The organism is Paenarthrobacter sp. 10N417 (assembly GCF_056394745.1).
In genome coordinates, this window is the sequence record NZ_JBFTIL010000027.1 from 28,286 (window position 1) to 47,030 (window position 18,745).

Here is an 18,745-nt window from a genome sequence, read left to right on the forward strand (position 1 = left end):
CGCGGAGCGGATCGAACAGAGTTCAGGCGAAGGTACCTGTGTCGAACCAATGCTCGAATGACGCGCGCTGGGCATCAACAACGTATTCAATCCGCGCCCCGTGCATACTGGTCGAGCGAGCATAGATGATGGATACAGAACCGTCCTCCTCACGGAATACGGCGTCGACAGGATCACCGGCTTTCTCCAACGCCCGCAGGCGTGCAGTGGGATCCGGCTCCCAAATTCCCAAATGATGCAGCCCCAGGAACTTCTCCCCGTAGATGCCCGCGCCCGTACTCTCGATGACCTCCAGCCTGAACGGGGAGTCGCGGGTATATGCAATGTGAAGGTCCACCGGACCTCTGAATCCGCTTATGCGGTCTTCCATATCCTGCGCTCTCACCTGGGTGGGTTCGTTAAATTGATATCCGAGACGTTCTTCGAGATCCCGTATGCCCTCATGGATGTCAGCAACAATGAATCCAGCGTGATATGGCATCTGCAGCATAAAGTTTCCAATCACTTGTTTTGTTTAGATTGATGAGCCCGGTAGCCGTGTGAAGGCTGAGGTCAGCGGGCCAGCTTGGTGAAGATCGCTGCGAAGGTGGCGTTGATGGCGTCGTCAGCCCAGCTGTACGCATCTGTGCCGCGTAGCAGCACTTCCGCGCCGCCGTCGCAGTAGAGCATCTGACCGCACATATGGCTGTTCTGCTCGGACGTAAGCCAGATGAGCAGGTCCGCAATGGACTCGGGCGACTGGTGATGGTTCAGCGGTGTGGGGACGATCGCGTCCATCATCGCCGCGCTGTCCGCTGTACCGAGTAGTCCTGCCGTCATCGGAGTCTCTACTATGCCTGGGGCGACGGCATTGAGAGGAATGCCTGCGCCTGCCCATGCAGCGGTGGGGGCCTCACGACGAACCCACAGGGATATCGCGCGTTTGGTGGACTGATAGACGAGATTCGCCAAGTGCCCGTCCAACATCATCTCCGTGGCAACCCGGAGCGCAGCGAACTCGTCATCATTCAACAGCGCCTCTACCAATCGCGGGTGATTCGGGTGAACAGACGACACGGAGGACACAAGCGCCGCACGGGGTGCCGGCGACTGCGCCAACACGGGACGGATCCGGGTGAGGAACTCCGACATGCCAAAATAGTTCACCGAAGCCGTCAGTGGCTTCGGCATTGCGATTCCTGCACAAGCGATAACCGCATCTACGGATCCCGACGCTGCCTCGACGGCCGCCTCAACAGCCGCCTCCCGGCCGGCGGCCGTTGACAGATCGCCCTGGACCTCAGCGCCTTGCAGATCCACTCCCACAACGGTCGCTCCCCGCGCAAGCAAACTCTCGGCGGTGGCCTGACCTATACCCGAGCCGGCCCCGGTAACAACGTACGTACGGCCCATGATCATCCCTTCTGGAGGCCTCAAACCCGCCTCTTCGTCTTGGCTCACAATCTTGGGGCTGAGCTCGCTGCGGGAATTGACTGCCCCGGACTCGTTGCGAGGAAACCGGATGACGCAGAACAAGCGCGCGTAGCACCCGGTTTCCCCTGCGTTTTGGAGCTACTTTTTCCCCGCCCACACAGACCTGTAGATGGCTTTGTAGTCGAACGGCACCTGATATGGCTTTCCGGCCGCGGGAATGGCACCCGGATTGTCGGTGTTTACAGCGGCTTGACCAACCCCCTGTGGAGCAGCAGGGACCCCATTGAAATATCTGTTGAGGTTATCCATCGCCGCCCATCCCTTGAATGTGTCATCAGCAGCGCCGGGCCATGTCAGCTTGCCACTGCTGACAAGGTCCGTGGCTTCTGCGATCCCGAGTCCTCCGGCCATGGTCGCCTTGCTGCCCGCTTCGTTCATCGCTGCGGCTCCCCCGAGGGTGCCGTACATGAAGTCAAACGGTAGAAACACGCCATTGGCATCTGCGTTGGTGATGAGGGAGGTCCTGAAGTTTTGGATCCATGGACCGTTAGGGATGAGGTCTGTGCCCGGAGAGTTGATCGACTGAAGAATCTTACATCCGCTGCACTTCGCGACCTCTTCCTGGAAGCCCATGGCAATCGCATGTTCCAGTGGGTCCGGCCCGTCCGTTGAGATCGCTTTGAGGTTCCCGTTCGTTGCTGCGATGAGGTACCACGCTGCCCGTCTACCGTCGTCCTTCCAAAATTCCTCGATGTTGTCACCGACAGACTTATTTATCGCGTTCGGGACCGTGAACAACGGAGTTCCATCGGCGCCATTGCAATTCACTCCGTCAACGCTGATGACGGGAACGCCTTGGTCCTTCGCTTCTTGCAACGGCTGTTGTACGACCGTGCAGCTAAAACCTTGGATATAAAGGGCATCAGGACGGGACGCCAATGCCGTGCGAATCGCGGTGGCATACCCGCCGGCGATGTTCAGGTTTCCGTCCGCATAGTTGTAGTTCCAACCCAATGCCTTGGCAGCTTCTTTGACTGCCCCGGCACCCGAATTGCACGGGGACCCGCAGTTGACGACCCACACCGATTTGCCCTTCGCGGCCGCGGGGCCGTCGGAGGGTGGTTCTGCGGAGGTCCCCTTGTAGAGTTCGGCGAGCGACGGGAAGCCGGCCATGGCGCCGCCGGAGGAGGGTGGCCCGGAAGTGGCTGCTTCAGGCGAGCCTGATGAGCAGCCCGCCAGCAGCATGGCGAGCACGCCCATTACCGCGACGGCCGCGGACAGCCTCCTTGCTTTCGTGAATCGCATCTTGCTTCCAATCTCTGAGTATTGAAAAGGTGCCGGGTGAGGTCCGCTATCCGGGTTCACGTCCATCTATTCCCTGGACCTCGCCGGCTTGTGGATGAATTTGGTGTCGAACGGCACCCGGGCACCGCGCCCCGGGCTGCGAAACGGCAGTCGGGTTGTCGCCTGTTCACGCTGTCTGTCCAACGCTTGCAGCACTGCGTGTTCTCCGTGGTTGCGGATGGGGTGGTCCATCGACCGCTCGACGGTGTCATCGGCAACGGCCGCGCCGTCAGCGCGGGCGTGCTAATGGGTTCTCTGGTCTCGGTCATAGTCCTTGTTGTCCTCCCGCAGTTGCCTTGCTGCAGGTATTGCGGCGAGGCACATTGCAGTCGATCGGCATTCCCAGCTTCCTTGCTGTCGTGACTACCAAGCTCTGTGCACGCTAGCATCGAAACTTGCGTCAAACAACCGTCCGGTAGTTAAAATCGTGATATATTTCACTAACGACAGGCCGTTCTTAAGTTTGGGTTGTCGATTGTCCAGGAGACGGGTAAGGACTTCGTCCTCACGCTCCGGCCAGATGGCGTGCTTGTCGGGGCTTTCGTGCCCGGATCCAGCTCGCGAAAGGAACAGGAGCGACCGGAACCGCCGTTCATAAATGCCCGAGCATACGTGGGCGGAGTCCGTTCAGGTCGGGGAGGCGGAGTGAGGAGGCATGCATTCCTTCAAAGCGGCCCGAACTGCCGACCAGTGGATCCGAACGCGGCCACCGTCTCGAAGCCCGCCCGTCCGAGCGGATCACGGCCTCAACGACCTGGTCGCGGCGCGGCCGCCGCGGGACTGGCTGATGGATTCAAGGAACGACAGCCGTGGCAAGAAGGTTCCTTGTAGTAGCGATCCTTGGACCAAGGGACCTCCAAGGCCCCGGCGACGGGAATATGCCCGATCCGCTGCAGACCCCGCTCATTCGGCCGCGATGCCACGCCACCACCGGTCGGGCAGCCCGGTGGCTGTAGGTTTCGACAATGCCCCGGGCACCTACTATCGGCCAGCACAGCGTAAGAAATCACCTCGGGTTGGCAGACGAGCGCCCCATCCACATGGCAGGTTTTGACGGTGTTGCCACTCTACGTCAGGGATTCCCACACCCAGACGCCCTTCGTCGGGTTCATGAGCCGTCATCCACGCGAGGATCCGCGGAAGTCGACCGCCTGTGATAGCGGTGTAGTGCCTTCGTGAAGAGTAGGTGCGGTTATGTCCTTGGCTATTCAACCCCGGGAAATGCGAAGAATCGCCTCGACCTATCGTGCTTGTCGCGGAGCTCCTCCAGCTTCTTGAGCTTCGGCTCTGAGAGCGGTCTGAAGTAGCGGCGCCCGAGGTTCTCATCGTTGAGCTGCACACCATTGGACCACGGCTCAAGCGCGCGCATATTGTCCGTTACCCACGCCACAGCCCTCTCATCGTCCGCGGCGTCTTCGTAGATCGCGTACGCGGAATAGAACGAGGGCCCAGGAGAGGAAACGGCAGCAGTCTCCTCGTCGTCGGCGGTCCACAGCCACCACAGAAGGTACGACCTGGGCGACGGCAGATTGTCGATGATTGGTGTCAGTTCAGGAATGAGGTCATCGATCGCTGCACTCGTCCACATGTTATCGACCGCATACCTGTAGCCGGGGGGGTCGATGAAATCATTAAGTGCGTAGATCTCCTCGATCGTCGTGGGCATGGCGTCGCCAATCGCCGCCTCCTCCACGGGACAATCCATCAGCGGCTGGAGAGCGGCGCGTGTGCCTTCTTCGCTATCGCCAAATATCGTGGCTGCGACCAAGACGCCGACGTTGATAATCGACGGATCTTCCATGTCAGGATAGCCGCCGATCAGCAGATACAACTCGACATCGTCGTCGAGCTTGTCTGAGATGGTCAAACTCCACCTTAATGCCTCCTCCCATCGCGACAATGGAAAAGTGAGGGATAAATTCATCCCCACGTTCGGTCGGGGGTAGACGTTGAGGTGGAAGGCAGTAACGATGCCAAAGAACCCTGCGCCGGAACCCCGTGCCGCCCAGAAATAGTCAACGTTCTGGGTCTCGTCAGCGCGAATCAGTTCGCCTTGGGGGGTGACTACGTCGATCGCGCGCACGCTCATGCAGGACTCGCGCTTACCTCCGGCAACACCATAGCCACCGCCTAACAGGAATCCGCCCAGACCCACTGACGGGCAGTGACCGGTTGGAAAGAAGAGATTATGAGGAGCCAACGCGGCATTCAGTTGTTCTCCTTTAGTTCCAGGTCCTACCAGGGCAATGTTGGATTCAACATCAAGCTCAATCGAGTTCAGTGCTGAGAGATCGATGAGCACGCCGCCGTCACGCAGACTAGAGGCGGCCCAAGCGTGGCCACCCGAGCGGGCGGAGACTTTCAAATCATTAGCGGCAGCCCATCGAACGACCCGGGCGATCTCGGCTTGATTCTTTATCTTGACTATCACGTCAGGAAATCGGTCTGGAACGTTCTCCTGCCACACAATAGCCTGACGCGCGTCCTCATAGCCGTCCTCGCCACGAGCGACCGCGAAGTCCACCAAACGCTTCACGTCATTCATCCATCAGGTCCTCTCTGACCGAGGAAACGAAGTCCCATACAGGCGCTCACTCTACCCCACCGTCGCTTGAAAAAGGACCGTGAATCCGTCAATAGCAGATGGCCTAGTTGCCATTGGTAGCTTGCATTTTGTTGTGGTTGGGCCCCCGTTAGCAGTCCAGCGTCTATGCGATAGCTAATGTGTTTTCCTGCGTCCAGTTTTCCCAGTAGCGTTTCGGCGTCATGCCGTCCAGGGATCCGTGGGGCCGTTCATGATTGTAGATAGCTTTCCATTCCTCGGCCAAATACTGCGCTTCGACCATGGTGTCCATGATTTCTCCGGAGAGTTGCTCCCTTCTGAACTGGGCATTGAATGATTCGATGAAGCCGTTCTGCCAGGGCGATCCCGGGTCGATGAACGCGGTCTCCACGCTGGCGGTGTTGCACCACTCGATCAGTGCCGCGGCGGTGAATTCCGGTCCGTTGTCACACCTGACGTAGGCCGGGGCGGCGCCGGTTTCGGCGATGATGTCCTCCAGCACCGCGACGACGTCCACGGCTTTGAATGACCGGCGCGGAATGACTGCCAGCGCGGTGCGGGTGTATTCGTCGATGACGTTGAAGAACCGGATGTGCCGCCCGCAGGAGGTCACATCGGACTGGAAGTCGAAGCTGACCACGTGCATCGGATACTCGGCGGTGAGGCGCTTCTGTTCCCCGGCTCCGGGCCCGGTGCGGCGTTTCTTCCGTGCCCTGGGTTTGCAGGCCAAGCCTTCCTCGCGCCAGAGCCGGCGGACCCGCTTCCTGTTCAGCGCCACCCCGTCCCACGCAGGCTGGGCCAGGAGGTGCCAGCGGGCCTTCCGCCAGCCCCACGCGGGATGCTTCACGGCCACGGCCCTCAGGTCCGCACGCAGTTGCGCCTCCTGGAATCCCATGTCGGGTTTCTTCTTGCGGAACGCGGACCGGTTCTGGCCCAGAATTTTGCAGGCAAGGCGCTCTGATGCCCCGAACTTCTCCACTGCCATGCGCACGGCACGGCGACGCGGTTCGGGGCTCAGAATTTTCCCTTCGCCACCTCGTTGAGGATATCGATGGCCAGTTCCTTCTCCGCCAGCAGCCGCTTGAGCCGGGCGTTCTCCTTCTCCAGCTCCTTCGTCCGTCTGGACGCCTCGGCGTTCTTCTCGGAACCGTACTGGTTCAGCCAGCGGTACCAGGTCGCCTCGGTGATCTGGAGCTCCTTGATGACCTCGACCATCGGGCTTCCCTCGTTGAGCATTTTCTGGCCCTGCCGGACCTTTGCGATGACCTGCTCGGGGGTATGTCTGCGTGCCATGATTCGTGAATTTCCTCCTGTGTCCATTCTCGGACACGAAACTCACACAAACACTGGACTTCTACCCGGGGACCCAACCAGTTGCGCGGTCGCGGCGTTTTGTCCTCGGAACATTCCAGCAAGAAAACCGCGGCTGACAAATCATAGGGAAGGGCATCGTGCTCCTGCGTGCAGGAATTCGCGACGGTTCCCGCGAAGGATTAGCACCAACAGATGCGGTCGGCACCGGAACATCTCATGAAGGCGGACTTGGTGACAAAGCCCGGCTTGCGCCTAGCTATGAGGCCTGAGTGGAGGCGCCGACGAGCGTTACAAGCGCGTCGACAATAGAATCGTTGTCGAACTGGCGGCTCGAACGCCGGCTTGGCCAGAACCTGACGTTATTGACGGCACCGATGATGAAGCGCGTCAGCAGCCGCTGATCAATGTCCTCGCGAATGCTTCCATCGGCTTGACCCGCGATCACCTGGTCACTGATATCGCGTTCGAAAGCGCGGCCCCAGCCCGCAGCGGCCACTTGGCGCTCTCCCTTCAAATGCTTCATCTCGGTGAAGAAAATATTCGCTCGTTCGATGTTCGCCAAGTACCACTCGCTTAACCGGCGAACGTAGAGGAGCAGGGTTTCCACCGGCGGCAGGTCGAGCTCGATCACCTCACGGTGGATCTCCCTCGACTGTTCGTGGGACTCCTCGAGGATGCGGTAGAGAAGCTCTTCCTTGGAGTTGAAATAGTGATAGAGGCTGCCCTTGAGGACACCCACCCGGTCCGCGACCTCCTGTATCGACGTCGAAGCGTAGCCCTTCTCGGACATGACCGATACGGCTGCAGCGATCACGTTGTCGTCCCGGTTAAAGCGCTCCCGGATTCTCACCGGCTTGGCTGTTGAGTTTGGACCAGTTTTGGCGGTCAGCATTTTCCTCCTTGGATTCTCCGGGCAACTCGCACCGCGGAGACTTTGCCGAAGTTCGCCGGGCGGGAACCGGCCCTCACCAGCACGCCCAACGAACCTTTGCTACTCGGTAATTTGTTGTGAACCAGTCGACGCACGGGAGATAGAAAGTTGCACTTAATCCCCGCGGACAGTCCAAACAGCGTGATGGCGAATAAACTTCGCCCTGGCGACCTTCCAGGCACCGTCCACCTTTTTGTAATCCTCCTCATAGTGACCGTAGCCCTCGAGTTTGGAATAGCGGAATTCCGTGCCATCTGGAAACCAAATCTGATCGTTTAAGGACCATATGCCGGTAGCCGACTCATCATCCAAAATATCGATGTCCGGCACGTGCCCGTGATGGGACGTTACGGCGTCACCAAGAGCATCCCTCGCCCAGTCTGCCGCTTGTTTAGCGCCTTCGACCCGATAGACGTGCTGAACAATTTTGTCGACGTCTTCCCCTGTGTCCGACTCCGTGAAGTCGAAGACGACATCGTCGGTGAAATTCGCAGCAAACGCGTCCCAGTCTTTCTTGTCGAGTGCTCGAAAATACCGGGACTTCAGCTTTTTGATTTCTTCCACTGCAATGAGTCGTTGAAGTTCGTTCACGCGCTTCTCCATTCGATGCTTCCCCAACATCGGGAGGTATAATTCGGATTTTATCGAATGTTCCACCCCTTGTCAAACAAACGTCCGAATGATCGGTGATCTTCGTGCCAGATCCGCTTCGCCAGGCGTAGTGGTGCCGCTCAGTGTGTTACCCCATGGACGGCCCGGGGCGCTGGTGACGGAGTCTGCGGTGTGGTCGACTGCTGGCGAAGGAGCACCATGGCGTGCTAGTCTCGCGCTCGTTGGGCACTGTCGCCCGGCGACAAGAACATGGCTTGGATGTCCGATGCGGAATTCGAGCTGATTTGTACAAGGGAGAGCAGATCAGGCCGATGCCGGCGTGATCGATCTCCTCAGGCTGGTTCGGTGCAAGCGGCTGGTCGGCCTCCCTGCCTTTCGTTCTGGTCGCGGACTCAAGCGCAGTTTTTACGAACCGCCCTCACCACGCCGCGCGCACCCCTCACTCATACCGAAAACCATGAAGACGCGGACCGTTCTCGGTGCGTCTACGGCTCGAGCTGATGGCCGAGCAGAAGGAGAGAATAATGAAAGCATGGCGGTTTAGCGATACGCATGCCCCCCTCGAATTGGTGGATTTGCCCGACCCCGCGCCGGGCACAGGAGAGGTGCTCGTCGCCGTGGGTGCTTGCGGCATCTGCCACTCCGATGTGGGGCTGTTCGAAGACAGTAAATGGCTGGGCATGATGAATCTGCCCGTCGTTCCCGGTCATGAGATCGCGGGTAACGTTGTCGCCCTCGGTTCAGACGTCACCGACTTCTCCACGGGAGACCGCGTCGTGGTGTGGTCAATTGGGGAGCTCCACGGTTACCTCAGGGATGGGGGGTTCGGACAGTACATAGTGGCCCGCGCCGAGAACCTTGTTCGTATCCCCGATAGCGTCGCGCTCGACCGTGCGGTATTCGCCGAACCTGGGATGACCGCCCATGCAGGCATCGTCAGCGCCGGACAGGTGAAGCCCGGGCAACGCGTCGGGATCATCGGCTTTGGAGCGCTCGGAAGGATCGGCGCGCGGATCGCTGTGCTCAGTGGCGCTGAGATTTACGTCGCCGAAGTAAATCAGGGCGTGTGGGAGGCCGCTCGAGAGATCGGCGCGCGCCGCGTGGTGAGCGACGTATCCGAATTGGCGGACCTCAAGCTTGACGTCATCGTGGACTTCGCCGGGTTTGGTTCCACTACAGCAGGTGCGATCGGTGCTGTGCGCGAGCGCGGACGAGTTGTTCTAATCGGGATGGGCCGTTTGGAAGCGACGCTCGACACCTACCAGCTGGTCTCGAAGAATGTCACCCTTGTGGGCAGCGGTGGTGGCAGCAAAAGCGATATGGAAGCGGTGCTCGCATGGATTGCTTCCGGTGACATTGAGCCGGTGATCTCCCCCACCGACTTCGACGGTATCCCGGACGGAATCAGCCGGCTCGCCAAAGGTGAGGTCCTGGGGCGCCTCGTCGCGGTCTATTGAGCGCCTCGCGACGGTAGCAAAAAAGCGCGTGTCGTCATGCCTTCCCGGAAGGGCGCGATGCGCTCCTCCCCGCGCAAGCCAACTCTCGGCGGTGGCCTGACCTATACCCGAGCCGGCCCCGGTATCAATGTACGTACGGCCAATGATCATCCCTTCTGCCCATCGCAGCCCCCGTCGGTCCGCCTTGAATCAGCTGATACATTTCGCGGCCAGTCTTCCAAACATATGTTTGAAAAAGGCTCTACGCGGAGCTAAAGTTATAGTACGTTGGGCCTACGGAGATGGCCTTGAGTTGCACGTGTGTGGGACAGCCGGCTGCTCTGCTCCATCACCGCCCGCATAGACAAGCGCAATTACGTTCCGAGAGGAAATAATAATGACCCCTGACCAGCAGAAAGTGCGCATCCGAGAGTTCATCGCAGCACTCGACCGGAACGCTACCCGAGAGTTGGCTGACATGATCGCGCCAGGTTTCGAATTTGAAATCGTCAACTCCGCCCCTGGAAGCTCGCAGCGGCTTGACAGAGCACAATTTCTCGAAGTATTGCCTGGAGCGCTCCGCGAAATGTTTCCCAACGGTTTCAATTACACGTGTGGCCACGCTCTTGCCGACGGCATCCATGCCTCAATGCAGGGAAGCTGCGACACGGTTACAGGATTCGGAAAGCAGTACTCCAATCGTTATCACTGGTATTTCCGCTTCGAGGGAGACAGGATCAATCTCTTCCGTGAGCATTTAGACAGCTACGCAGCATTCGAAGCTTTCCAGCCGTAACCCGCTGGGTTCGTGGGGGTATCCTCCCGGGGCGCCGGCGTCTGCCGTTCTCGGACCAGATAGGAATGGATTCTTGACATGAAAACCGGTCCCATCGACGTCTGGTCTGTGTGTGAGGTTACGTCCCTTGCCGTGGTGTAGTTCCCCCGCGGTTGCGCGTTGCTCGCCAACGCGGTGAGCCATCGCTTGACCTCCTTTGCCAACCGAAACTCATCGATGTTTCCGACCGGGTCCGCTCCGCGACGGAAACGCTGTACCAGCAGTTCATCGAGCGGAGACGACGGCGTTCGTCGGGACCGCCCCGTTCGAGCGGCCCCGGGACCGTGGGCCCAACGGAACGGCAGCCGGCCAAAGGCGCTGACGACCACCGCCGGGGCCTGAACCTGAAGATCCCCACGCTGCGGACATGGTCGGTCTTCGCGGGCCTCCTGGAGCCGCGTGGACCAGGCTCTTTACGCCGTCGTGATGGAGGCCTACATGCACGCCGGTTCTCCGCCCAAGGTCGAGAGCAAAGTCAAGCACTCGGTGCGGAAACCGGAATCTCCAAGTCCGAAGAGTCCCGGATCTGGAAGACGAAGTCGGTGCGTTCGAGAGACCGTGACCTCTCCGCCATGGGCTGCCCGTACGGGTTTTTCGATGCCACCAATTGCACGCTCCGCGTCGGCACGGGGTCTTGGCCCAGGCGGTCGCGGTCCCCTTCGGCGCCGCCGCCGACGGTCTGAGGGAAGTCCTGGGCTTCGATGTTGAGAACGAGGGGTTCTGGACGTCGCTCCTGCGGTCGTTGGAGACCCACGGACTGGACGGCGTGAAGCTAGTCATCTCAGATGCCCACCCCGGGCTGAAGAAAACCATCGGAGCCCGCACCGACGGCGCATCCTGGCAGTGCTGCTCCGGGTGCACGTCGTGCGCAACGTGCTCTCGACTGTGGCCAAGGGATCCCAAAATATGGTCGGCTCGATCATCCGCATCGTCTTCGCCCAACCCGGCGCCGGGAGCCGTCAATACCCAGTTCCAGGAGGTCACCCGAAGGGTCGCGGCGATGCTCGACGACGCACGGGCTGACGTGCTCGCATCCGCCAGGTTCCCCGCCACGCACTGGCGCCAAATCTGGTCAGCGAATCCCATGGAACAAGTGAATAAAGAGACCAAAAGGAGGACCTGATGTCATCGGGTATTCCCGAACGAAGCAGCCGTCCGCAGGCTCCCAGACATCCTCGTCGAGCAACGCGACTAATTGGAAGCCAGCGAGCCGCCGAACGGGTCGTCAAACACAGCCAAACGATCGCGGAAGGAGTCAAGGGGTTCATTGTGTCCTGGCCGACGGCGAAACGCTGGGTTAGCCGCTACTCAAACACGGGCGCGAGGCACGGAACATCAACCATCCCGCCCGGCCTCGGCAGGGAACCCGCGGTCTGGTCCATTGCCGGTTCAAAAGGCGCCACATGGACCGAATTACTGGTGAACCGGCCCGCCGTACGAACACAAGGCCCCTTGGCGAGCGGTGCCGCACGTCGATGTCCTGGGACTCTAAACTAGGGCCCACAGGCACCAACTCCAGCGTTACCAAACGCGACAAATAGAACCTGAGCCAGCAAAGGCTGGCAGATTCGTTTCAGTCTGCGCGCCCCCAAGCCTGGTGCGAGTGTCGGCAGCGCGTTCAGCGCCCACTGACTTTGCCAAAGACTCGAGCGAGGGGTGCTAGCACGAGGGGCCTAACGGCGAACCATCCACCTGCGATCAGCACGATAGAGCCGAAGAAAACCCAGAATCCGACCCAGTTCACGGAGTCTTGGCCGCCATACATGTGGTTGAGGTTGCGAAGTGCACCGGTCGCGATCACGAGGGTGACGTGAATGACGAGGAAAAGCACAAAGTAGAGCATCACTGGGAAATGCAGCGCGCGTGCCCATTCGACCGGGTACACCTTGCTTAACCGACGGGCATTCTTGGGCCAGAGCCCTGACATGCGTACACCGGTGATCGCGGCCAACGGTGCAGCTATGAAGATCGTCGTGAAATAGGCTAACAGCTGTAGTCCGTTGTAGTTGACCCATCCGTTCTCCGTCGGCCAGTCCAGGGACAGGTACTGTAGCGCCGCCGAAACCGCGTTCGGGAAAACATCCCATCTGGTGGGAACGACTCGCATCCACTGACCGCTCGCGAAGAGCAACACGACGAAGACAAAACCGTTGACCAGCCACAAGATGTCTAGGAACTGATGGAACCACAGCGAAAGACTGATCTTGGCGGCGCCGTTTTTGGACCATCGCGATGTCCAAAAGACGCGTGGACGCTTATCCGTACGCACCTGCCACCCGGTACGGATCATCAGCACGATGAAGAACGTGTTGAAGAAATGCTGCCAAGCCAACCACCCAGGAATCCCTACAGGCGCGGAGTCTGAAAGATACGACGTCCCTGGATAGGTGGTGAGGAAATCTTGGATGTCGTTCAGCGAGACGAGCCATCGCGCTGCAAGCACCAGCGTCGCCGCGGCGACAAGTAACCCCACGCCACGAACAATGCCCGTCTGCGCACGCTGAGTACCTCGGCGGGATCCGCGGCGGTTCGGCTCCTGTGGCGGAACCTGCTTGCTGCTTGGGGACGTTTTCGGGGTGGATTTCACTGGGGTGCGCGGTCCCTCTGCGGCGACGAGGGAAGCCGTTGGAGTCGCCGCACGTTGTTCTTTGACAGACCCTTGATCGGGGTCGCGGGTAAGCAGTTCCGGTGCCGAGGTTTTTGGCGTCACTGAGCCTGTCTCGACTACTCCCGGAGTCGGGGCCACGGCACGGGGTGCTGAAGGCCAGGGTTCGCCCCCCGGAACGCGTGGGAGCCCCCGACGGAGAGAAAAGATTGCCGACCCGGCGCCCGGCATCGCAGCGATAGTTGAGGCCACCGGGGAGAAATCAATCGTTGTATCCGAGGAACCCGAGGCTGGCCTATTTTCTGCAACTGCCACATGCTTACCGAGCTGGACACTCTCAGCTGCCGACCCGGACGGAGGCCAAGGCTCGCCACCCGTGCGCCGTGGCAGGCCGCGGCGCATCACTCCCCTATATGTCACCACAGGACTCTAAGCCTTCCGTACTTGCAAAGCAGCGATCAATTGGGGCACCACCGTGAATACATCGCCGACGACACCGAAGTCCGCAATCTCGAAAATCGGGGCATCCTCGTCCTTATTGATAGCGACGATCGTCTTTGCTGTCTGCATACCCGCCTTGTGCTGGATCGCGCCCGAAATTCCCAAAGCGACATACAGCTGGGGCGATACTGAGACGCCGGTCTGGCCTACCTGGAATGCCTGCGGCACGTACCCCGCGTCAACCGCGGCTCGCGATGCGCCGACCGCGGCTCCAAGGGCGTCGGCCAATTGGTCGACAAGCACAAACTGTTCCTTCGACCCCAACCCGCGACCGCCCGAAACCACGGAGACCGCTCCCCGCAGCTCCGGGCGGGACGAGCTGACCACCGCTACGTCCACTGACCCGATGGACGCCGACCGTCGCCCCGACGACGAAACCGGCAGCTGCTCCACCACCGCTGGCATTGCCCCGGCCCTTGCCTCAATGGAACCCTGGCGCACTGTAATTACAGGCGTGCCCCAGGTTGCCGCGGAGTCGACGTTGTAGGCACCCCCATACACCGAGTGTTGAACGATGATCCCCTCGGCGTCGCGTGCGATACCGACGGCGTCCACCGCGAGTGTCGACCGAGTGCGTGCTGCATACCGGGCGGCGACGTCGCGTCCTTCAACTGAGTTGGACACAAGGATGGCGTCGGGGCGGATGAGAACCGCCGCGGCAGCCAGTGCATCAACCCGGGGTACGGTCAGTCCAGGACCCGCAGGGGCTATCAGGACCGAAGCCGCGCCGAGCGCCGCGGCGTCCGAGGCGAGTTCGATCCCGTCGGTCACAATCAGCGCGACCGGGGTGCCGACAACCGCTGCGACCCCAAGCAATGCCGCACTGGAACTGGCAAGCTCCCCCGTCGGCGTTACATCGAGATGCACCAAGATCGAATCTTCCGCGTATGCAGCCATATCGGTCTCCTTACGTCAACTGGTTCTGGATGAGAAAATCGGCGAGCTGCTGGCCCGCATCGCCTTCATCGACGATCTTCGTGCCCGCCGCGCGCGGAGGCTTCTCCGAGACGGCAATCACGATCGAGCGAGATACCTCCGGATCTTCCGCGTTTACGCCGAGGTGGTCCAGCGATAACTTCTCGAAGGGCTTCTTCTTCGCCGACATGATGTCCTTGAAGTTCGGGAATCGCGCATCCGGCAGGGCTTCAGTGATTGAGATTACCGCCGGCAGCTCGGCGGAGACCTGCATGGTCGAACCGTCAGAAACACGTAAGCCGGACACCGCACCTTCCGATATTGAGACCGAGTTCAACGATGACAGCTGCGGCGCATCGAGCAACTCGGCGATCATGGCGGCGATCACACCGCCCGAACCGTCCGTGGACTGGTTGCCTGCAATAACCAGATCGAACCCGATCCGGGTTAGTGCTGCCGCGATTACCTCGGCGGTCAGGCCCAAGTCAGCGCCCACCAACGCATCATCGACTACCTGCACGGCCGAGGCCGCGCCCATCGCCAAGCCCTTACGCAGGGTCGCATCCGCATCCGACGGCGCCACCGAAAGCACCACGACTTCCGTGCCCGGCTTATTATCGGCATAGCTCAACGCCAGCTCGAGCGAACGCTCACAGACCTCATCCATGACCATCCCGCCGGCAGGACGATCCGCCAGGCCCGTGTCCAAATTCAACTTTCGGTCCCCGTACGTGTCGGGGACCTCTTTGACCAAGACGACGATTTTCATTGTGCTCCCCTACTGGTTTCCACCCAGACTACCAAACGATTGGTTGATTGTTAAGTTTCGTGGGGCACAAATGTTTCAAGAGATCGAGTCTCCCCCATCGGCGACAATCGTGGCACCGACGACGTAACTGGAAAGCTCAGATGCGAGCCAGACGACCACGTTTGCGATTTCACCAGGGGTTCCCAATCGGCCGGCAGGGATGGATGCGGCCATGTCCGATCGGATTTCGGCGGTAGTAGACGAGGAGAGCATTGGGGTGTCGGTCATGCCGGGGGCCACCGCGTTGACGCGAAGCCCGCGGGGGGCGTAGTCAAGAGCGGCGGATTTGATGAAGCCGAGGACAGCGTGCTTGCTCGCGACGTAGGCGGCGAGACCCGGGGCGCCAATGATGCCAAGTCCCGAGGCTGTCGCAATGAACGACGCGTTCCCGGACTTCACCAGTTCGGGAGCCGCCGCCTGGAAGGTCACGAACAGACCCGTGAGGTTGACCTCGAGTACCCGCTGCCAGAGATTCAGGGGAATATCTCCGGCGAGCGAGGCCGTCTGAGTAACACCAGCGTTTGCATGGACGACGTCGAGTTTGCCGAACTCTGCGACGGCGAACGCTACGGCGGCCCCGATATCGCCGGGATCGGTTACGTCCCCTCGAACATATCGGGACGATCCCGGCCTGAGGTCATTGGCCAAGCGGTTAGTTTCCGCGAGGGTGTCCTCATCCACGTCGCAGCCAACCACGCTGGCTCCATGCTGCACCAGTGCAAGCATGGACGCTCGCCCGATTCCCTCACCTGCGCCAGTGACGAGGGCAACCCGCCCAGTCAATAGATTCGACGTCATAGCTTCTCCTTCGTTTGAATTGAACGAACCTCACCCCGCCGGCCGACAATTCGTCGCGGGCAGGTCGCGTCAGACGCAGGACGGATTCCGGCGTTTCTGATCTCGCTTTTCAGTTTTCGCGCTTCACCGCGATGATGCCGCCAGAGCCGTCACAACCCACCACGATGGAGCCGTCGGGGGCAATGGCCAGATCGGCGAAGGGAAGCCACGGACCTGGGGCGAGCCCGGGAAGCCCGGCGACAATGGTCTCGCCCACGCCAGGTGCGGGTCCGACCGGAATATTTTGCGCGATTACCGAGCTCGGGACCCGACCACTTAGCGACGCATGATGCAGCGCCCGTGCCCGGCGGTCGATCACATATACGTCCTCGCCGGAAACGGCTACACCGTGGGGTTCACTCAGTCCCTCGAGCAGGACTTTCGAGGTGCCATCTGGGCTGAGATACCTCAATCGTCCTGACCGCGACTCGGTCACGATCACTCCGCCCTCCGCGGTTGCTGCGACGCCCATAGGCTGCTCAAGGCCGGTTGCGAGAACTGCCACGCCTGCCTTATCGACTCGCAGGATCTCACCGCTTAGGGATGCAGCGGCGATTATCGCGCCGTCCGGCGTGCTGGTAATGCCCATCAGTCCTTTGATTTCTGTCGCCAGAAATTGGGCCTCACTTCCTGGCCGGTAGAGTGCGATGCCGCCGGTGGTTGTCCCGAGCGCGAGGCGCCCGTCGGCGAGATAGGTGACCGAACGCAGGACTCCTGGAAACCCGGGGGTGCTTACAGAGGCTGGTCGATCGGCGACGCCGCCTGGGCTTAGGATTGCGTAACTGAGAGCGTCTGCGGCGCAAATTTTCCCATCTGCTGCGACATCTATGCCGAACGGCCCCACGAGACCAGGGCTGACAAGAGTCGTTGCGATGCCGTCGCGGTCTATGCCGACTAAGCTCCCGCTGAGCTGATTGGACACGAATAGCCGGCCGTCGTCGCGGAATGCCAGATTGTCCGTGCCGTTCGGCAGGGTTGCGACGATGGCGGTTGAACCTGACAGTGGGTCCACCCGCAGCACATCACCGCCTGCAAGGGATGCGTAAAGCTCGCCCTGGGGGCTGAACTTGACCGCGGTTGGGGTGCTTAACCCTGCGGCGACGCGCTCCGGTGAACCCTCATCGATGCCAACTCTCCACAGTTCCCCCGCGAAGACTGACGGATAGTAGAGGTGGAAGTCGGGTCCCACCGCTAAACCGTTGGGCCAGTCCACGCCTTCGGCGATTATCCTTCGCTCACGCCCGTCGGGGTACAGCTCCATGATTCTTCCGCCCGGACGAAACTCATCGACGAACACCCGGTCGCCGTGGGTCGTCACGCCGTTGGCCGACGGTACATCGGCATCCAGAACCCGGACTTCACCGTCGGGATGCCGCATGCTCACCCTTCCGAGGGCGAACTCCGTGACGTACATCGTGCCGGCGGCGTCGAAAGCGAGGTCGTCGGGACACTCGATGGGGTCGTCGGAGCGACTGATGTTTCGTACGGTCCCATTGTGACTGTCGATTGCACTTATCTCGCTTCCGTGCCCTTCAGCGACATAGATGTCGCCATCGGGTCCGAAGACCAGGCCATTTGCACCGATAAGGGCGCTTGGAGGCACCACTTGGCTCCAAGACCACCCTGGTGCGACCGTGAGTTCGCCGACGATGTGCCCGCCGTATCGCGTCGTGAATCCGTTCATCTCGCTGCACCCCTGGCCGGCAACGGCTACCGTTTAGCGATCGGTGCATGCGGTGCCATGAGCTTCTGGAAATCTCCCGGCATTTCCCCCCAAAGGTTTCCGCCTCGGGGGTCCTCCACGCTCCAGTGGCGTGGTTTCCATCCGTCGCCGGCGATCTTCTGCATGTCGGCATATACCTCTACGAGTAGACCGTCGGGCGCCACATGGTAGCTGGCGATGTTGTCGCCGCCGCCATGGCGCCCAAGCCCCCACATGTAGCCCAGACCCGAGCGCGCGAGTTGGTCTCCCAGGCGTCCGAGGTCAGCCGTGCCGGGTACTTCCATAGCGTAGTGGTGAACCCCCTCGATGGGTCCGCGGCCGACGGCGATGGTGTGGTGCTCAAGGTGGCAACGCAGGAAGCCGATGTAGGGGTCTTCCGGGGTCCCGATCCAGTCGGAGGCCTTGAATCCGAAGACATCAATGAGGAACTCGACGAGCCCTTTAACATCCTGCGTCCACATGAAGGCATGTGCCAGCCGGTGTGTCATGACGCCCTTGGGTTGGTAGTCCCGCTCAACCTGTTCCATCTCCACATAAGTGTCGATGACGTGACCGGTGGGCGCGATGATGCGTAGAAGCTCAGGTATCCCTGGCTCGCTCGTGACGGTCTCGTCGATCTTCGCACCGATGGCGATGGCCCGCGCACGGATCTCGTCCAGGGCAGCTTGATCCTGGGCGATGAGACCGATGTGGTCGAACTCGGGGCCCTCGGATCCGCCCGTGAACTCCATGATGTGGTGGTTGCACTGCGGCCAGACAGATGGGTAGGGGCTTCCCTGCGTTACGTACGCGGTATCTCCAATGCGCTCCACTTCGAGCATCCCTAGCACTTCGGTGACATATTTGACGGACACGTCGACGTCCGGGACGCGGAAGGCGATGTGACCGATGTCGGCTATCAGCATGTG

General features: G+C 60.6%; 16 protein-coding genes. 3 read left to right on the forward strand and 13 right to left on the reverse strand.

From position 1 onward, the window contains the following. Positions 1–22: 22 nt before the first annotated feature. The 7 genes from AC1DCM_RS23750 to AC1DCM_RS23780 form a co-directional block, all read right to left on the reverse strand. Positions 23–490, reverse strand: a complete 468-nt coding sequence (locus AC1DCM_RS23750; protein ID WP_477519932.1) for a VOC family protein — start codon at positions 488–490, stop codon at positions 23–25. 62 nt (positions 491–552) lie between these two features. Further along, a complete protein-coding gene (locus AC1DCM_RS23755) occupies positions 553–1,392 on the reverse strand; it encodes an SDR family oxidoreductase (protein WP_477519933.1) in 840 nt (279 codons plus the stop codon). Between the two features lie 159 nt (positions 1,393–1,551). Then, a complete protein-coding gene (locus AC1DCM_RS23760) occupies positions 1,552–2,718 on the reverse strand; it encodes a sugar ABC transporter substrate-binding protein (protein ID WP_477519934.1) in 1,167 nt (388 codons plus the stop codon). Between the two features lie 1,243 nt (positions 2,719–3,961). Continuing rightward, on the reverse strand, positions 3,962–5,302 hold the full coding sequence (locus tag AC1DCM_RS23765; protein ID WP_477519935.1) for an FAD-binding oxidoreductase: 1,341 nt from the start codon (positions 5,300–5,302) through the stop codon (positions 3,962–3,964). A gap of 163 nt (positions 5,303–5,465) precedes the next feature. Continuing rightward, positions 5,466–6,613, reverse strand: a protein-coding gene (locus AC1DCM_RS23770; RefSeq protein ID WP_477519936.1) for an IS3 family transposase whose coding sequence is annotated in 2 segments (ribosomal slippage) — positions 5,466–6,340 and positions 6,340–6,613 — 1,149 coding nt in all. Because the reading frame shifts where the segments join, the coding sequence is not laid out codon by codon here. A 277-nt stretch (positions 6,614–6,890) separates the two neighbouring features. Then, positions 6,891–7,526, reverse strand: coding sequence for a TetR/AcrR family transcriptional regulator (locus AC1DCM_RS23775; protein ID WP_477519937.1), 636 nt, complete (start codon positions 7,524–7,526; stop codon positions 6,891–6,893). A 153-nt stretch (positions 7,527–7,679) separates the two neighbouring features. Further along, positions 7,680–8,156, reverse strand: a complete 477-nt coding sequence (locus AC1DCM_RS23780) for a nuclear transport factor 2 family protein (protein WP_477519938.1) — start codon at positions 8,154–8,156, stop codon at positions 7,680–7,682. A gap of 545 nt (positions 8,157–8,701) precedes the next feature. Here AC1DCM_RS23780 and AC1DCM_RS23785 point away from each other — a divergent pair. From AC1DCM_RS23785 to AC1DCM_RS23795, 3 genes are all read left to right on the forward strand, one after another. After that, positions 8,702–9,634, forward strand: a complete 933-nt coding sequence (locus tag AC1DCM_RS23785; protein WP_477519939.1) for a zinc-binding dehydrogenase — start codon at positions 8,702–8,704, stop codon at positions 9,632–9,634. 376 nt (positions 9,635–10,010) lie between these two features. Continuing rightward, on the forward strand, positions 10,011–10,409 hold the full coding sequence (locus tag AC1DCM_RS23790; RefSeq protein WP_477519940.1) for a nuclear transport factor 2 family protein: 399 nt from the start codon (positions 10,011–10,013) through the stop codon (positions 10,407–10,409). Positions 10,410–11,082: 673 nt separating this feature from the next. Continuing rightward, positions 11,083–11,571, forward strand: a complete 489-nt coding sequence (locus AC1DCM_RS23795; RefSeq protein WP_477519941.1) for a transposase — start codon at positions 11,083–11,085, stop codon at positions 11,569–11,571. A gap of 495 nt (positions 11,572–12,066) precedes the next feature. On the opposite strand, the gene AC1DCM_RS23800 is transcribed toward AC1DCM_RS23795, so the two are convergent. The 6 genes from AC1DCM_RS23800 to AC1DCM_RS23825 form a co-directional block, all read right to left on the reverse strand. Continuing rightward, positions 12,067–13,158, reverse strand: a complete 1,092-nt coding sequence (locus tag AC1DCM_RS23800; RefSeq protein ID WP_477519942.1) for a cytochrome b/b6 domain-containing protein — start codon at positions 13,156–13,158, stop codon at positions 12,067–12,069. 324 nt (positions 13,159–13,482) lie between these two features. Beyond that, complete coding sequence (locus AC1DCM_RS23805; RefSeq protein WP_477519943.1) at positions 13,483–14,451, reverse strand: electron transfer flavoprotein subunit alpha/FixB family protein; 969 nt, start codon at positions 14,449–14,451, stop codon at positions 13,483–13,485. A 10-nt stretch (positions 14,452–14,461) separates the two neighbouring features. Further along, on the reverse strand, positions 14,462–15,238 hold the full coding sequence (locus AC1DCM_RS23810) for an electron transfer flavoprotein subunit beta/FixA family protein (protein WP_477519944.1): 777 nt from the start codon (positions 15,236–15,238) through the stop codon (positions 14,462–14,464). Positions 15,239–15,313: 75 nt separating this feature from the next. Beyond that, positions 15,314–16,075, reverse strand: a complete 762-nt coding sequence (locus AC1DCM_RS23815) for an SDR family NAD(P)-dependent oxidoreductase (protein ID WP_477519945.1) — start codon at positions 16,073–16,075, stop codon at positions 15,314–15,316. 109 nt (positions 16,076–16,184) lie between these two features. Beyond that, entirely contained in the window at positions 16,185–17,798 is a 1,614-nt protein-coding gene (locus tag AC1DCM_RS23820; RefSeq protein ID WP_477519946.1) for an SMP-30/gluconolactonase/LRE family protein, read from the reverse strand. Positions 17,799–17,824: 26 nt separating this feature from the next. Beyond that, entirely contained in the window at positions 17,825–18,742 is a 918-nt protein-coding gene (locus AC1DCM_RS23825) for a VOC family protein (RefSeq protein ID WP_477519947.1), read from the reverse strand. Positions 18,743–18,745 lie beyond the last annotated feature (3 nt).

Coding starts and splice junctions, on each gene's coding strand:
- AC1DCM_RS23750 (WP_477519932.1), bottom strand. CDS start 490: ATGCTGCAGATGCCATATCACGCTGGATTCATTGTTGCTGACATCCAT.
- AC1DCM_RS23755 (WP_477519933.1), bottom strand. CDS start 1,392: ATGGGCCGTACGTACGTTGTTACCGGGGCCGGCTCGGGTATAGGTCAG.
- AC1DCM_RS23760 (WP_477519934.1), bottom strand. CDS start 2,718: ATGCGATTCACGAAAGCAAGGAGGCTGTCCGCGGCCGTCGCGGTAATG.
- AC1DCM_RS23765 (WP_477519935.1), bottom strand. CDS start 5,302: ATGAATGACGTGAAGCGTTTGGTGGACTTCGCGGTCGCTCGTGGCGAG.
- AC1DCM_RS23775 (WP_477519937.1), bottom strand. CDS start 7,526: ATGCTGACCGCCAAAACTGGTCCAAACTCAACAGCCAAGCCGGTGAGA.
- AC1DCM_RS23785 (WP_477519939.1), top strand. CDS start 8,702: ATGAAAGCATGGCGGTTTAGCGATACGCATGCCCCCCTCGAATTGGTG.
- AC1DCM_RS23790 (WP_477519940.1), top strand. CDS start 10,011: ATGACCCCTGACCAGCAGAAAGTGCGCATCCGAGAGTTCATCGCAGCA.
- AC1DCM_RS23805 (WP_477519943.1), bottom strand. CDS start 14,451: ATGGCTGCATACGCGGAAGATTCGATCTTGGTGCATCTCGATGTAACG.
- AC1DCM_RS23810 (WP_477519944.1), bottom strand. CDS start 15,238: ATGAAAATCGTCGTCTTGGTCAAAGAGGTCCCCGACACGTACGGGGAC.
- AC1DCM_RS23815 (WP_477519945.1), bottom strand. CDS start 16,075: ATGACGTCGAATCTATTGACTGGGCGGGTTGCCCTCGTCACTGGCGCA.
- AC1DCM_RS23820 (WP_477519946.1), bottom strand. CDS start 17,798: ATGAACGGATTCACGACGCGATACGGCGGGCACATCGTCGGCGAACTC.
- AC1DCM_RS23825 (WP_477519947.1), bottom strand. CDS start 18,742: ATGCTGATAGCCGACATCGGTCACATCGCCTTCCGCGTCCCGGACGTC.